We start from the raw sequence: 13222 nt of genomic DNA, 5'->3' as shown, positions 1-13222 counted from the left end.
TCCAGGTTGGGGGACGGGCGGTTGGGCCGTCCGACGGTCCGGGCCCTAGGGGGAGGCAACCGGACCGCCGAACGGGATCTATGCAGCCAACGTCAGTGCCCGCTGCAGCTCGTCCAGGTCGAGGGCTTGGAAGGAACTCAGGCGGCGAATCAGTTGGGAGCCCAGCAGAATGGGAAGGTTCGGGTGCCCGAAGGGCAGAGCCTCGTCCGGCTGCGCGACGACACTCACCTTCTTGTCCGCTTCGAGGCCATAGAGGGTGCCGTGGACCCCGTACAGGGGGGCACTCCTCGCGAGAAAGACCATCGGGTTCTCGAGGTGCGGGCACAGTGCGGCGGCCGTGCGGGCGTGCCTGCGGCACACCGGAGGCTGGTTCGTCCGGATCTCAGCCTGCGTGAGGTCGTGATCCTTGGGACCGGCAAGGAAGATGAAGCCCAGCGGAGTTCGTGCCGGCTGCGTACAGACCTGGCAGCGCATGGCCTGCATCATCAGCATCTGCCGGTACGGGTGCATGAACTTCCATTGCGGCTTACCCGTCGGCATCTCGTGTTCGTCCACGGGGTTGAAGCTGCAACGCGCCCACAGCACGCCTCGGATCGGCCGGTCCCTGCCCTTGGGGTCCTCATCCCCGTAGTAGAGCCGGGGCCCGGATGCGTGCTGGACGATGAGGAGGTTGTCCGGCGCGGCCTCTTCCCCTTCTCTCTGGGTGATGAAGGGGATCAGGCGCGATTCGGTTGCTGTGCGCACGGAACGGTTCTTCTCTCTCGACGGCATGACAGGGATCTGGGAGAGCGGGCGGCAGGTCGTCATTCGGCGTCATCTCCCATAAAGTCCAGGAGCGCGAGGATGGCCAGGGCTAATCGGCGGACGTGACCATGGGCGCCCTCGGGGCCCGGGTGCTCGGCGCTCAGGTAGATCAGGTGGCGCATCTCATCGACGGGGTACGGCTGCACGAGGTGCGGCACGATCTCCACGAGCGTCGTTGTCGCCTTCCGGAACCGGCCCGCGACGACCGCGGTTTCGTGCGGAGCCGGGTGGGCGTGCTCACCGAGTACGGCCTCCAGGTCGTCGTAAAGCTCGTCGGTGATGGCCTCGTGAGCGAGGGAGCGGCGTAGGCCTGCGAGGAACATCCCCACCGTCTCGCGATCGTTGGATGCACGACGGCTCAGGAGTTGGGCGGCTACGTCGACTGTCACCGCGACCATCAGGACCCCCCTCCAGGGATCGTGAGGTCGCACCAGGTCTTCGTGCCGTCGTCGCTGGTGCCCCAGGTTCCGCCGTGCTCCGCCACTAGAGCCTCGAGCAGGGCGAGGCCGCGCCCAGATTCGGCGTTCTCGTCGACGTCCTTGCGTGTGGCGGCCCCTGGCATACCGTCGGTGACGGTGACCCGCAGGAAGCCGTTCCGGACGCTGAGGCTCAGGGCGACCTCCGTGGTGCCGCTGTGCAGCACAGCGTTGGTGAGCAGCTCGGAGACGATGACCGTCACTTCGTCGATCAGGCTGTCCAGTCCGCAGTACCTGAGCCGTGCGGCGGCGATTCGCCGCATCATTCCGACCCGGCAAGTGTCCTGGTCGCGCGCTGGTGCGTTGCCGTAGCGGGGGGCGACCCTGAATCTCTCGCTCATCAGGTCCCCATCGCGGTGCAGGGCAACGCGAGGCGTCCGTACGGCTGTCGCCGCTCCGGCAACTGTGCTGGGGGGCATCGGGGGAACTCCCTGGTCCATGAATGTGCACGTCCGGGCACTCTCAGCGAGGGCTGTTACGAGCGTTGCAACGGTGTGCAGACGGCTCTACCCCCATACCGTCCTCGGCGATTGGCGGAAAGTTGACGGTTCTCCTCGGCTCTTCCTCGGACTGACCTCGGAACTGATAAGTAGCGTCTGTATGGGGCAACTTGATGAGGACAGCGCTCTAAGGTCGGAGCAGTGACGTGCTAGGCGGATGTGATGGGAGGCACCGTGCTGTTCTTCCGATTCGAACTCGAAAGGCGCGGTATTCGCAGCGCTGACGAGTTCCTTCCGCCGTACAGGAGAGCAGCCGAACGGCTCGGCCTGACGAACGTGGACCCTGCCCCGAAGACCTTCGAGGGATGGATCTACGAGGGGCGCAAGCCTCAGAAGACCTTCCGCCAGGTCATCGTCGAAATGCTCGGCTACAGCATCGACGACCTGTGGACCGAAGTCCCCGAGGGAGCCACCCCGGACTTCGTCCCCTTGGTCGGCACGTCGCCCATTGCTTCCCATGCCGAACCCGGCATGGACCTGAGCGAGATGAAAAGGAGCGGCGCAATGGCCGTTCGACGCGCGAGGAACTACGTTCTCCAGGCCGACCGCGAAAGGGCGGGGGACAACACCCTCCCGTTGCTTCACGACCAGGTTGCCCGGCTGGTCCACGACTACCCCCGTGTACCACTGGCGGCGATCTGGGACGACCTGCTGGACGCCCAGGACCAGGTCATCTTCAATCTGGAGACGGGCAAGCACCGCCCGTCGCAGCTCAGCGATCTCAACTTCATGGCCGGCGTGCTGGCCTTCCTCGTAGCCAAGGGCTTCAACGACATGGAGGACCGGGAACAGGCCAGGACGATGAGCCTGCTCGCCGGCGCGTTCGCCAAGGACGCCGAGCACCCGGGCCTCATGGCTCTCGTCAACGGTCTGCAATCGCTCATCGAATACTGGGCAGACCGGCCCGGGGACGCCCTGTTCTATGCCCAAAAGGGGGCGGCCCTCTCCTCAAATCTCAACGGCACCGTCGGGTTGTGGCTCCTCGGTCTTCAGGCACGCGCTGCGGCCGTCCTGGGCGACGAGGGGACCGTCCGGACGGCGAATCGGGAGGCGATCGACCGGCGTGGGAGCGTCGTCCTGGACGACCTTGACCAGCTCGGCGGCCTCCTCACCTACTCACAGGAGAAGCAGACGTACTACGCCGTGGAGTCCGAGGCTCTCCTGGGCCATGGCGATGCGGAACTCACGGTGCAGGCAGAACTGGCCGTACGCGGTTTCAGCGACCGCGAAAACCCGAACTGGGCGTTCGGGGACCTGGCTGGTGCCCAGTGCAACCAGGCTCTCGTCCTCCTCTACAGCGGAGAGGTCGACGGCGCCGCAGACGCCATTCGCCCCGTCCTGGAGCTCCCGCCCACGTACCGGAACAACGGCATCGTCGTCTCCGCCCAGCGTGTACGGCAGGCGCTCATGACCACCAGTGCCCGCACCGCCGTTGTCGCCCGCGACCTGCAGGAGGAGATCGCGGTATACGCGCCTCGTCGGCCGGCGCTCCCCTCGGGAAGCCAGCGATAGGGTTCCCGGCATGTTCCCGGTCCAACGTTCCAGCCAGCGTCTCAGCCTCCGCGAGCTCACCATCGACGATGTCGATGCGGTGCTCACCATCTACGGCGACCAAGAGGCAACGGAACACCTGTCGTTCGAGCCGCGTACCCGCGACCAGGTCAGCCAGATCGTCGCCCGATCCATCGCCTCCGCCACGGCGGAGCCGCGTAGCGAGTACGCGCTCGCCGTCATCGAGCGGGACACGAACACGCTGATCGGGTTCGGGCGACTCGCCATGGACCCCCACCAGCAGCGCGCAGCCACGTTCGGCTTCGCGCTGCGCCCGGAGGCCTGGGGTGTCGGCTACGGCCTGGAGACCGTCCGCCTACTCCTGGGCCTCGGGTTCGAAGACCTCGGCCTGCATCGCATCTGGGGCGCACGCTCCCCGCTCAACGAAGCGTCGGCGAAGACCATGACAGCGGCAGGCATGGTCCAGGAAGGCATCATTCGTGCCCACATCCAGAAGGCGGGCCGGTGGCGTGACTCGGTCGTGCACTCGATGCTCGACGACGAGTGGAAGCCCAGTGTCTGAGACTTCACATGGCCGGGACCGACTGACGTAAGGCCCGGACCTTCTGTTCTGCTACGGCACGCTGCAGTTCGACGCCGTCCTTGAGGCGCTCCTGGGACGGATACCTGAACGAACCCCGGTGTCCGCACCTGGCTACCGCGCGGCCGCACTCGCAGCGCGTTTATCCGGGCCTCGTCCGCGCGTCCGGCAGGTCGGCGGCCGGCGTGCTGCTCACCGACCTCAGCTCTGAGGAATGGGAGATGCTCGACGCGTTCGAGGATCTCCACTACGACTTGCAGGAAGTCGCTCTCTCCACGGGCAAGCAAGGATGGACGTACGTTTGGCGAGGCGGCGACGTCCAGGAAGCCGACTGGGACGCCGAGGGTTTCCGGGCCGAGCATCTCGTGGAGTACACGGCCCGTTGTGCGCGTATCGGGCCTCGCCTCGCCGCGGGCTTCCCCAAGGGCGAGTAGCCCAACGAGTGTCCGAGCGTAGGAGATGTCCTCGGATTGCGCGTCAGCCCTGCGCCGCTGCCGCGGGGTTGTGCCCGGGGATCCGGGCGAACGGGTCGTTCGCTCGGCCTGCGCAGGGCGCCACGTACACCTCGCGGGGGAGACGGGAACCCGGACGCCAACGGCCAGCCCGCTCCAGTTCACCATCCGTCGCACCCCGCTGGGTCAGCTCGGTCGCGGCGCCATCTCGACGTCCTGGGAGCTGACGTGCCGACCATCGGTGACCAGCCCGGCCTTGTCGAACAGCGCAGCCCGCACACACTCGCCGACCAGCTCCAGCCGACTCAACCGCTGCACCGCCGCCAGGACATGGGTGGCATCGGTACGCTGTCGACCCGCCCCTTGAGGAGCCCGGCTGCCACCAAGCGGTCCAGCATCAACTGCAGCAGTTGATCCGCCCGGTCGCCCTCGGCCAGCCGGGTCCGGAACTCACTGAGTACCGAGTAGTCGAACCCCGGATCGTCCAGTTCCAGGCCGAGTCCGTACTTGCAGTCGATCCTCGTGCGCACCGCATCCGTGGCCGCCCGGTCCGACAGGTTCTCGGCGAACTGCAGCACCGACACCAGGGCCAACTGCCCCGGCGAGAGGCCCGGTCGACCATCGGCCGGACACAGATCGGCGAACTCCTCGTCCTCGAACAGGACGTCCAACCGGTCCCGGATCAGCGTTGCCGGGGTGCCCCTTGGGCATCCCGCCGACGCCATCCGCACCGTCACCGGGGGAATCTGCTGGAAACTTGCTGGACGCATCGACACCGTCCACCGCCCCACACCGCCACAGACCAGCCAACCACCACCAGCGACCGCCGTCACCAGCCCGACAAGATCACCAACAGTGTCACGGCTTTGCCTTTGGTGGAGGTGGTGGGCGCAGCAGCGCTTGGTCTGCGAGCTGGGCGCACGGCTGGCAAGGCCGACCGTGACCGGCTCGGTGGCCTTCGCGTACGCGACCTGCAGGTGGAGGGCCTGTTCCGCTGCCGCCTCCTGCTGTGCGTGTCGGCGGGTGCGGTGCCAGTGCATCGCGGAAGCCACAGCACTGAGCAGGGCGCCCACGAGCATCACGAATCCAGCCGCGTCCCTGTCCTTAGGACGGCCGCGCCACATCGCCTGGACGCTGCGACGCAGGACGAGGTGCTGCCGAGGTCGGCAGCGACGCGGGAGCGGGTGGCACGCTCGACGACGGCAGCGGCCTGTTCGAGTTCGGCCTTGAGTACGGCCGGTGCATCGCCCGGTAGTTGGTCCAGTGCGGAGCCGAGCGCGACCAGTTGTCTTTGGGCCGTCGGGTCGTCCCCGTAGGTGAGGTGGTGGGTCAGGATGCGGCCGAGTTCGTGCCCGAGCAGGGAGCAAGTGTCTGCCGGAAACCTTCAGCTCACGGCAGACGGGAAAGAGCCCCAACGGACTGGAACATCCTCCGGGATCATGTCAACGTACAACGAGCCGAGAAACGCCAGGTCAGCGAAGGGATGTGGGGCTCTGAACAGAGCCGGCAGACGGTCGGCCGTCCCCAGTCCGCAGCCCGCGCCACTCGGTCTCGTGCACGAGTGCAGCCCCAAGGAGGTCCGCCCGCAGATTCCCGCAATCCGATCTGCCCGTCTTCACCGCCCTCATCCTCATGTCGCTTGGCGCCTTGAGCGTCTCGTGGGCCAGCTACCTCGACCGCCGCACCGGCGACGGGCTACTGGTGCTTGTCGCCGGTGGCGTGCCCGCCGCTCTCCGCTCGCACCGTCTGGCCGCCCGACCGAGGCGAAGAAAGGGATGAGGGGCAGGCTCCTGTAGCGCAGCGCGATACATAGCAGACGATCCCCGGTTACCGAAACCGGGGATCGTGCGGAGCATTAATGGTGTTCGCGTCCGGCTGTGCTTGGCGGTGGAGCCATAGCGAATAGTGCCGCCAGTTTGCCTACCTCGATCGGTAGACGCGGCGTTGTGAAGTCATGCCCCCTGTTCGAGGAGTGTGAGGATTCTGTCCGATCCCATCAAGAAACTTCCGCCGAACTCGAAGGGGAAGGTTCGATACCGGTTTGTTGTCGACGCGGGAATCGACCCCGAAACTGGGAAGCGTAAGCAGTTGAGGCGTACCTTCGACTCGTTGAAGGAAGCTAGGGCTGAGCACGCGAACCTAACCAATCGGCGGCATGATGGGTCGCTTGTACCGCCCAACAAGATCACCGTGAATGAGTGGCTCGACCGATGGCTGGCCATGAAAGCGGAGGACCTCGAAGAAACCACCGTCTACAACTACAGAATCACCCTGGACCGAGTTCGAGGGAAGCTCGGCAATATTCGGCTCCAGGACCTTACTGAAGAGCACGTGGAAGAGTGGAGGGACTGGGCGCTGGCGCATGGCCGTGTGCGCGGTAAAAGAGCCGGGACGCCACTCAGTGTCACGAGTGTGGATATGAGCCTCGCTCGGCTGAAGGAAGCGCTGGGGAGAGCCGTTACCCGGCGGCTGGTGTACGTCAATGTCGCTGCGTACGTGACCATTCCCCGGAGAGCGCGCAAGGAAGAGCGGAAGACTAAAGAGGAGGTGCTGCCCTGGAACGTCCAGGAGGTTCAGAAATTCATACATGGAATTAGGGGTGAGCGTCTCTATGCTGCGCTTCTTCTTTCGCTGATGGGGCTTCGGCCAGCTGAAGTCTGTGGCCTCCGGTGGGAAGACGTTGACTTGGAGAACGCCACGATCGTCATTGCCAACACGCGCACGATGATGGGCAACCGGTACGTGGTGGAGAAGGACACCAAGTCTCTTGCAGGTGAGCGGGAGCTGCCGCTGCCGGCGCTGGTGCTGGGAGCCCTCAAGGCATTCCGGGCTCTCCAAGCCGAGGAGAGGCTCGCTCTGGGGGAGGCGTACACGGTGTCGGGCTACGTGCTGGCGCATGAGGCGGGCGATGCCTTCACGATCAAGCAACTTCGCCGACGCGCGTACCGGCTTATGGAGCTTCTCGGGCTCCGTCGCGTCAGGCTCTACGACGCACGCTCGTCGTGCTTCACCTTCCTGGCCAACAACGGCGTCCCGGACCACATCCTCGCGCGATGGGCCGGACATACGAACGTAAAGACGACCAAGCGGTGGTACGTCAAGCCGGATGTAGAAGATCTTCGCGGAGCTGCCACCACTTGGGATGGCCTTCACGGGGGTGCGGCGGAGGGGCAAGGGTGAGTCACGCGGACTTTGGGCCGAGCGACCTGCGAGCCGTGTGGCCTGCGGGATTGGGGGGAGGTGGGTTCGGAGTCCCCTTGCTGGTTTTGGACCGGTGGCTGAACCGACAGCATCCGGCTACGGTCGAGCCTTCTACCAAACGTTCACGGTGTGTGGTCTTCAGGCTCCTGTTGGGCGGGATTCGGAAAATTTCCAGGTGAGTCACGCCGAGACTCGTCCGTGGCGCCACACTCGATGCTGCAACCCGAACCGCCCGTGCGGCCGTGATCAAAGAGGAAAGCGTTGCTCGCAGCGACTGGAGGAGCGCCGCGCGCCCGGAGGGTCCGCTGGCGGCACGGCCACGAGTACATGCCGGAGAACGTATACCTGGGTTCTCGTCGGTAGGTCCGGCAGTGCCGGAGCGGGGCAAGGCACGCTCGGTCCGCCCCGGCGATGTGACATCTCGTGACAGATGAGAGGGTCTGACGGGTGAGCGAGACACCACCGAACACCCTGCAATACCGCTTTGACGGGCCAGAAGACGCCCCTGTCCTGATTCTAGGCCCCTCCCTGGGTACCACATGGCACATGTGGGACCGCCAGGTGCCGGAGCTGGCGAAGCAGTGGCGTGTCTTCCGCTTCGACCTGCCGGGGCATGGCGGCGCGCCGGCGTACCCGGCCGGCTCCGTCGCCGAGCTCAGCTCCCGGCTGCTGGCCACGCTCGACTCGCTGGGCGTGCAGCGCTTCGGCTACGCGGGCTGCGCGCTCGGCGGCGCGATCGGGCTGGAGCTGGCCCTGCGCCACCCGGAGCGGCTCGCCTCGCTCGCGGTGATCGCCGCCTCGCCCCGCTTCGGCACCGCCGACGAGTTCCGGCAGCGCGGCGTGATAGTGCGCACGAACGGGCTCGACCCCATCGCCCGCACGTCCCCCGACCGCTGGTTCACGAGCGGGTTCGCCGCCGCGCAGCCCGCGATCACCGAGTGGGCCGTGCAGATGGTGCGCACCACGGACCCCGGCTGCTACATCGCCTCCTGCGAGGCGCTGGCCTCCTTCGACGTACGGTCCGAGCTGGGCAGCGTCGGCGTGCCGACCCTCGTCCTCGTCGGTTCGGAGGACAAGGTCACCGGCCCCGCCGCGGCACGCACCCTGGTCGCCGGCATCCCCGACGCGCGTCTCGCCGTCGTCCCCGGTGCCTCGCACCTGGTGCCGGTCGAGCAGCCCGCCGCCGTCACCGATCTTCTGGTACGGCACTTCTCCACCGCCTGGCAGCCCGGCTACGTCGAGTCCTCCACCGGCCAGATCGCCATCCCGGCGGCCCCGGTCAAGCCGGTCCTGGCCGCGCCGCCCCCGCAGCCGCCGCAGTCGGCCCCGATTGCCGAGATCGCCCCGGCCGTCATGGTGCCTCCGCCGGCGAACGGGCGGCCCGACCCCTACGACGCCGGCATCAAGATCCGCCGCGAGGTGCTCGGCGACGCGCATGTCGACCGGGCGCTGGCGCAGGCCGACGAGTTCTCCGGGGACTTCCAGGAGTTCATCACCCGGTACGCGTGGGGCGAGATCTGGGACCGGCCCGGCCTGGACCGCCGCTCGCGCAGCTGCGTCACCCTCACCGCCCTGGTCGCGGGCGGCCACCTGGACGAGCTCGCCTTCCACACCCGCGCCGCGCTGCGCAACGGCCTCACGCCGAGCGAGATCAAGGAGGTCCTGCTGCAGGCGGCGGTCTACTGCGGCGTACCGGCGGCGAACAGCGCGTTCAAGGTGGCGCAGCAGGTCATAAAGGAGGAGACGACCCCGACGGAGTGACCCGACGCAGTGATCGTCAGCCGGGCAGCGAGAGCACCAGGCTCAACCGCCCCGGTTCCCGCGGGACGCGGCAGGATGGGAGCCATGAAGCTCACGAAGAAGTCGCACGCGTGCGTACGTCTCGAAAAGGACGGGCGGACGCTCGTCCTCGATCCCGGCGGATTCAGCGAGCAGGACGCCGCCGTCGGCGCGGACGCGATCCTCGTCACGCACGAGCACCCCGACCACTTCGACGAGGGCCGGCTGCGGGCCGCCATGGAGGCCAACCCGGCCGCCGAGATCTGGACCCTCGCCTCCGTGGCGGAACGGATCGCGGCCGCCTTCCCGGGCCGCGTGCACACCGTCGGCCACGGCGACACCTTCACCGCCGCGGGCTTCGACGTCCAGGTCCACGGCGAACTGCACGCGGTGATCCACCCGGACATCCCGCGCATCACCAACGTCGGCTACCTGATCGACGGCGGCAAGGTCTTCCACCCCGGCGACGCCCTCACCGTCCCCGACCACCCGGTCGAGACGCTGATGCTCCCGGTCATGGCCCCCTGGAACAAGATCTCCGAGGTCATCGAGTACGTCCGCGAGGTCAAACCCCAGCGCGCCTACGACATCCACGACGCCCTGCTCACCGACCTCGCCCGCCCGATCTACGACCGCCAGATCGGCGCGCTCGGCGGCTCCGACCACCTGCGCCTGACCCCGGGCGAGTCGGCGGAGGTCTGAGCCCCGGCCCAGGGACGGCGGGCGGGGCGGCGGCGTTGTCAGACCCGCCCGGTAGGTTGTGAGGCATGCGCATTGCGACCTGGAACGTGAACTCGATCACCGCCCGCCTGCCGAGGCTCCTGGCCTGGCTGGAGAGCAGCGGCACCGACGTGCTCTGCCTCCAGGAGGCCAAGCTGGCCGAGGAGCAGTTCCCGTTCGACCAACTGCGCGACCTGGGCTACGAGTCGGCGGTGAACGCGACCGGCCGGTGGAACGGCGTGGCGGTGCTCTCCCGCGTAGGCCTCAAGGACGTCGTCAAGGGCCTGCCCGGCGACCCGGGGTACGACGGCGCCCCGGAGCCCCGCGCCATCTCGGCGACCTGCGGCCCGGTCCGCGTCTGGTCGGTGTACGTGCCGAACGGCCGTGAGGTGGACCACCCCCACTACGCCTACAAGCTCCAGTGGTTCGAGGCCCTGAAGGCCGCCGTCGCCGGCGACGCGGGCGGCAGCCGCCCCTTCGCGGTCCTCGGCGACTACAACGTGGCCCCGACGGACGACGACGTCTACGACGTGGCCGCCTTCGAGGGCCTCACCCACGTCACCCCGGCCGAGCGCGCCGCCCTCGCCTCCCTGCGCGAGGCCGGCCTCTCGGACGTCGTCCCGCGCCCCCTGAAGTACGACCAGCCGTACACGTACTGGGACTACCGCCAGCTCGCCTTCCCGAAGAACCGCGGCATGCGCATCGACCTGGTGTACGGCAACGAGCCGTTCGCCAAGGCGGTCACCGACTCCTACGTGGACCGCGAGGAGCGCAAGGGCAAGGGTGCGTCGGACCATGCGCCGGTGGTCGTCGACCTGGAGGTGTAGCTCCCGTCCGGGCCGGCGCCCGGTCCCTACAGGAGCTTCAGGTCCACCGACTCCGCGAGGGCGGCCAACCCCGCATCCCCGGGATGCAGATGGTCCCCGCTGTCGTACGCGGGCAGTATCCGCGCCGGGTGGGCGGGGTCGCGCAGCACGGAGTCGAAGTCGAGCACGCCGTCGAACGCGTCGGTGCCCCGGATCCAGGCGTTGACGGCGACCCGCTCGGCATCGGCCGCGGCCGTGCACAGCGCCTCCCCCTCGCAGGGCAGGATCGTCGCCGCCAGCATCCGCAGCCCGCGCGCGTGCCCCCGGTCCGCGATCTCCCGCAGCCCCGCGATCACCTGCGCGGCCGTGGTCTGCCACCGCACGTCGTTCACGCCCTCGAAGACGATCGCCGTACGGGCCGAGGTCTGGGCGAGGACATCGCGGTCCAGCCGGTGCAGGGCGCTCACCCCGGCGGCGTCCGTGGAGACCCCGTCGCCGGGATACCGGTCGGTGACCACACGGTTTCCGGAGATCCCCTGGTTGAGCACCCCATAGTGCGGGACCACAGTCTGCTTCAGCAGCCGTGTGGCCAGCACATTGGGCCACCGCCGGTTCGCGTCCGTCGTGGACCTGTCGCCATCGGTGATCGAGTCCCCGAGCAGCACCACCGACCCCGGCCCGCCGCCCACGTCCACCCCGGTCAGCAGCGGCCAGCTCGTCAGGATCGTGGTGTACGACGCCGCAGAGCCGTCCGCCGCATGATCGCCCGGTCCGCTCACGTACGAGCGCTGCACCGCGAGCCGGTGCACGGGCGCCGCGGCGACCGGGTCCGGCAGATGGAAGCTCACCAGGAGATTCGTATCCGTCGGCACCCGGAAGTCGAGCGGATCGCTGAACGCCTGCGCCCCGGCCGGGATCTCGACCCCCGCCGCGCCCCGGAAGGACAGCGGGACCGGCACGTCCCGCGGCGTCGCCCCTTGCGCCTGCACGGCCACCGTCGCGCTCCCGATCCGCACCGGCGCCGCCGCGAAGGTGTTGTCGAACCGCAGCCGCACCCGTGGCCCGCCCGCCGACGTGTGCACCACCAGCCGCAGCGTCCGGTCGCTCCACGGCCCCACGGCCGGATAGCCGCCGGTCGCTGCCGCCCAACTGCCCGTCCAGCCCCGGTTCGACGCCCGCACCGCCAGCGCGAACACATGCAGGCCGGCCGCGCGCGGCAGCCGTACGGAAGACACCTGGCGCCCCGGCAGCAGCGGCACCGTCACCACGTACAGCCGTGCCTGCTCGGCGATTTGGCCGTCGCGCGTGTTGACGTGCGGCAGTGCGACCGCCTTCGTGGCGAGCGGCCCGGTGCGCCAGTCGGAGGCGGTCAGCCGGTACGAGGAGCGGGCGCCGTTCAGGTACGAGACCGTGCCCGTGCCGCCGACCTCGCCGCCGCCCGTGCCCGCGACCAGGAAGGCGAGGGCGTCCCCGCGCCCGCTGACGCGCACCGCCTGCCCGTCGGCCCGCACGTTGTCCGGCTCGCCCGGCTGCCGGTGCGGCCAGGTCAGCCGGGCCCCCTGCACGGTCAGCGTGCGGCCGGGCGTCCAGCCCGCCACCGCCAGGTCCTGCGCCGACAGCGAGGCGCCCGAGCCGTCGAAGTCCGCCGCGTCCGGGTGGGCGTCGTCGCTGACCGCCGAGCCGTCGAAGAGCCGCTCCAGCGGCAGCGGCCCGCCCCGGGGCGCGGCCTGTACGGCTCCGGCGGGAACGGTCACCGCGCACAGGGCGAGCACCGCGACGGCGACTGTCGGGAGTCCTCGCTTCAAGGGCCGTAGGCGCACGTCCGGACTCCCTCCCTGCCGGGGCACTGACGTCACGACAGTAGCCACAGGTGAAGGAGGTGCACAGGTGACACTCAGGCCAAGCAGGGGCGGCGCCGTGGGCACCGTGCGCGCCCTGTGGTGCCAGGCCGTGGACGATGCGAGGCTGAGCTTATGAACATCCCATTCCTGGGCAAGCGACGCGACAGTCCCCCGGTGCGCGACCCGGAGGGCCTCGCCGAACTCCTCTCCGAGTGCGAACTGCTCCGCTCTCAGGCGTCCCAGGAGGGCGTCCAACTCGACGACTCCGCCGCCTCGTTGGAGGCGCTGGACCAGCTGCTGCCGCGCTGGCGGGACGACGCCGAGGTGCTGCCCTGGCTCGGCAACGACGCCGGCCTGTATCTGGGCACCGTGATCGTGCGCACCGTGCCGGGCGCGGTCTGGGAGATCTCGCCGGACGACGAGCCGGTCGTACGGCTCGCCTCCGGCCGCGAGTTCGACGTCGTGACCTCCGGCCACGAGTGGGCCGCGAGCGGCGTGCCGGAGCTCTCGCAGCGGTACGCCGAGGTCGCGGAGGTATGAAGCGTGGACGT

The 13222-nt window shown here is 68.7% G+C and carries 14 protein-coding genes; 8 read left to right on the top strand and 6 right to left on the bottom strand.

The features are described 5' to 3' along the window. Positions 1-78 precede the first annotated feature (78 nt). The 3 genes from ACFY1L_RS04785 to ACFY1L_RS04775 are packed head-to-tail and all read right to left on the bottom strand — an operon-like array spanning position 79 to position 1621. On the bottom strand, positions 79-744 hold the full coding sequence (locus ACFY1L_RS04785) for a hypothetical protein (RefSeq protein WP_388818134.1): 666 nt from the start codon (positions 742-744) through the stop codon (positions 79-81). A gap of 59 nt (positions 745-803) precedes the next feature. Continuing rightward, entirely contained in the window at positions 804-1202 is a 399-nt protein-coding gene (locus ACFY1L_RS04780; protein ID WP_388818131.1) for a DUF6415 family natural product biosynthesis protein, read from the bottom strand. After that, positions 1202-1621 carry an ATP-binding protein gene (locus ACFY1L_RS04775; RefSeq protein WP_388818129.1) on the bottom strand — a complete coding sequence of 140 codons (420 nt, stop codon included), beginning with the start codon at positions 1619-1621 and terminating at the stop codon, positions 1202-1204. Before ACFY1L_RS04775 ends, ACFY1L_RS04780 begins: the two co-directional genes overlap by 1 nt. A gap of 321 nt (positions 1622-1942) precedes the next feature. On the opposite strand from ACFY1L_RS04775, the gene ACFY1L_RS04770 reads away from it, so the two are divergent. The 3 genes from ACFY1L_RS04770 to ACFY1L_RS04760 all read left to right on the top strand — a co-directional run bounded on the left by ACFY1L_RS04770 (position 1943) and on the right by ACFY1L_RS04760 (position 4306). Beyond that, entirely contained in the window at positions 1943-3292 is a 1350-nt protein-coding gene (locus tag ACFY1L_RS04770; RefSeq protein ID WP_388818126.1) for a hypothetical protein, read from the top strand. Between the two features lie 10 nt (positions 3293-3302). After that, entirely contained in the window at positions 3303-3854 is a 552-nt protein-coding gene (locus ACFY1L_RS04765) for a GNAT family N-acetyltransferase (protein ID WP_388818124.1), read from the top strand. Between the two features lie 80 nt (positions 3855-3934). After that, positions 3935-4306, top strand: a complete 372-nt coding sequence (locus tag ACFY1L_RS04760) for a gamma-glutamylcyclotransferase family protein (protein ID WP_388818121.1) — start codon at positions 3935-3937, stop codon at positions 4304-4306. A 204-nt stretch (positions 4307-4510) separates the two neighbouring features. On the opposite strand, the gene ACFY1L_RS04755 is transcribed toward ACFY1L_RS04760, so the two are convergent. Together ACFY1L_RS04755 and ACFY1L_RS04750 are read right to left on the bottom strand one after the other, a co-directional pair. Further along, positions 4511-4642 (bottom strand): hypothetical protein, encoded by a 132-nt coding sequence (locus ACFY1L_RS04755; RefSeq protein WP_388818118.1) that lies wholly within the window; start codon positions 4640-4642, stop codon positions 4511-4513. Continuing rightward, a complete protein-coding gene (locus ACFY1L_RS04750) occupies positions 4630-5397 on the bottom strand; it encodes a transposase (protein WP_388818115.1) in 768 nt (255 codons plus the stop codon). Before ACFY1L_RS04750 ends, ACFY1L_RS04755 begins: the two co-directional genes overlap by 13 nt. A gap of 901 nt (positions 5398-6298) precedes the next feature. Here ACFY1L_RS04750 and ACFY1L_RS04745 point away from each other — a divergent pair. The 4 genes from ACFY1L_RS04745 to ACFY1L_RS04730 all read left to right on the top strand — a co-directional run bounded on the left by ACFY1L_RS04745 (position 6299) and on the right by ACFY1L_RS04730 (position 10851). Further along, complete coding sequence (locus tag ACFY1L_RS04745; RefSeq protein ID WP_388818112.1) at positions 6299-7504, top strand: tyrosine-type recombinase/integrase; 1206 nt, start codon at positions 6299-6301, stop codon at positions 7502-7504. Between the two features lie 468 nt (positions 7505-7972). Next, entirely contained in the window at positions 7973-9286 is a 1314-nt protein-coding gene (gene pcaC, locus ACFY1L_RS04740) for a 4-carboxymuconolactone decarboxylase (protein ID WP_388818110.1), read from the top strand. Between the two features lie 84 nt (positions 9287-9370). Then, the gene (locus ACFY1L_RS04735; protein ID WP_388818108.1) at positions 9371-10006 is read left to right on the top strand and encodes an MBL fold metallo-hydrolase; all 636 of its coding nucleotides are present in this window, start codon (positions 9371-9373) and stop codon (positions 10004-10006) included. Positions 10007-10071: 65 nt separating this feature from the next. Further along, entirely contained in the window at positions 10072-10851 is a 780-nt protein-coding gene (locus ACFY1L_RS04730; RefSeq protein ID WP_388818106.1) for an exodeoxyribonuclease III, read from the top strand. 26 nt (positions 10852-10877) lie between these two features. On the opposite strand, the gene ACFY1L_RS04725 is transcribed toward ACFY1L_RS04730, so the two are convergent. After that, positions 10878-12650 carry an SGNH/GDSL hydrolase family protein gene (locus ACFY1L_RS04725; RefSeq protein WP_388818105.1) on the bottom strand — a complete coding sequence of 591 codons (1773 nt, stop codon included), beginning with the start codon at positions 12648-12650 and terminating at the stop codon, positions 10878-10880. 153 nt (positions 12651-12803) lie between these two features. Here ACFY1L_RS04725 and ACFY1L_RS04720 point away from each other — a divergent pair, with 153 nt between their 5' ends. After that, positions 12804-13211 (top strand): DUF6278 family protein, encoded by a 408-nt coding sequence (locus tag ACFY1L_RS04720; RefSeq protein ID WP_388818103.1) that lies wholly within the window; start codon positions 12804-12806, stop codon positions 13209-13211. The last annotated feature ends 11 nt before the right edge of the window (positions 13212-13222 follow it).

It is taken from the genome of Streptomyces sp. NPDC001663, from assembly GCF_042893105.1.
In the GTDB taxonomy this organism is placed as follows: domain Bacteria; phylum Actinomycetota; class Actinomycetes; order Streptomycetales; family Streptomycetaceae; genus Streptomyces.
This window is presented reverse-complemented; position numbering and strand designations above follow the sequence as displayed.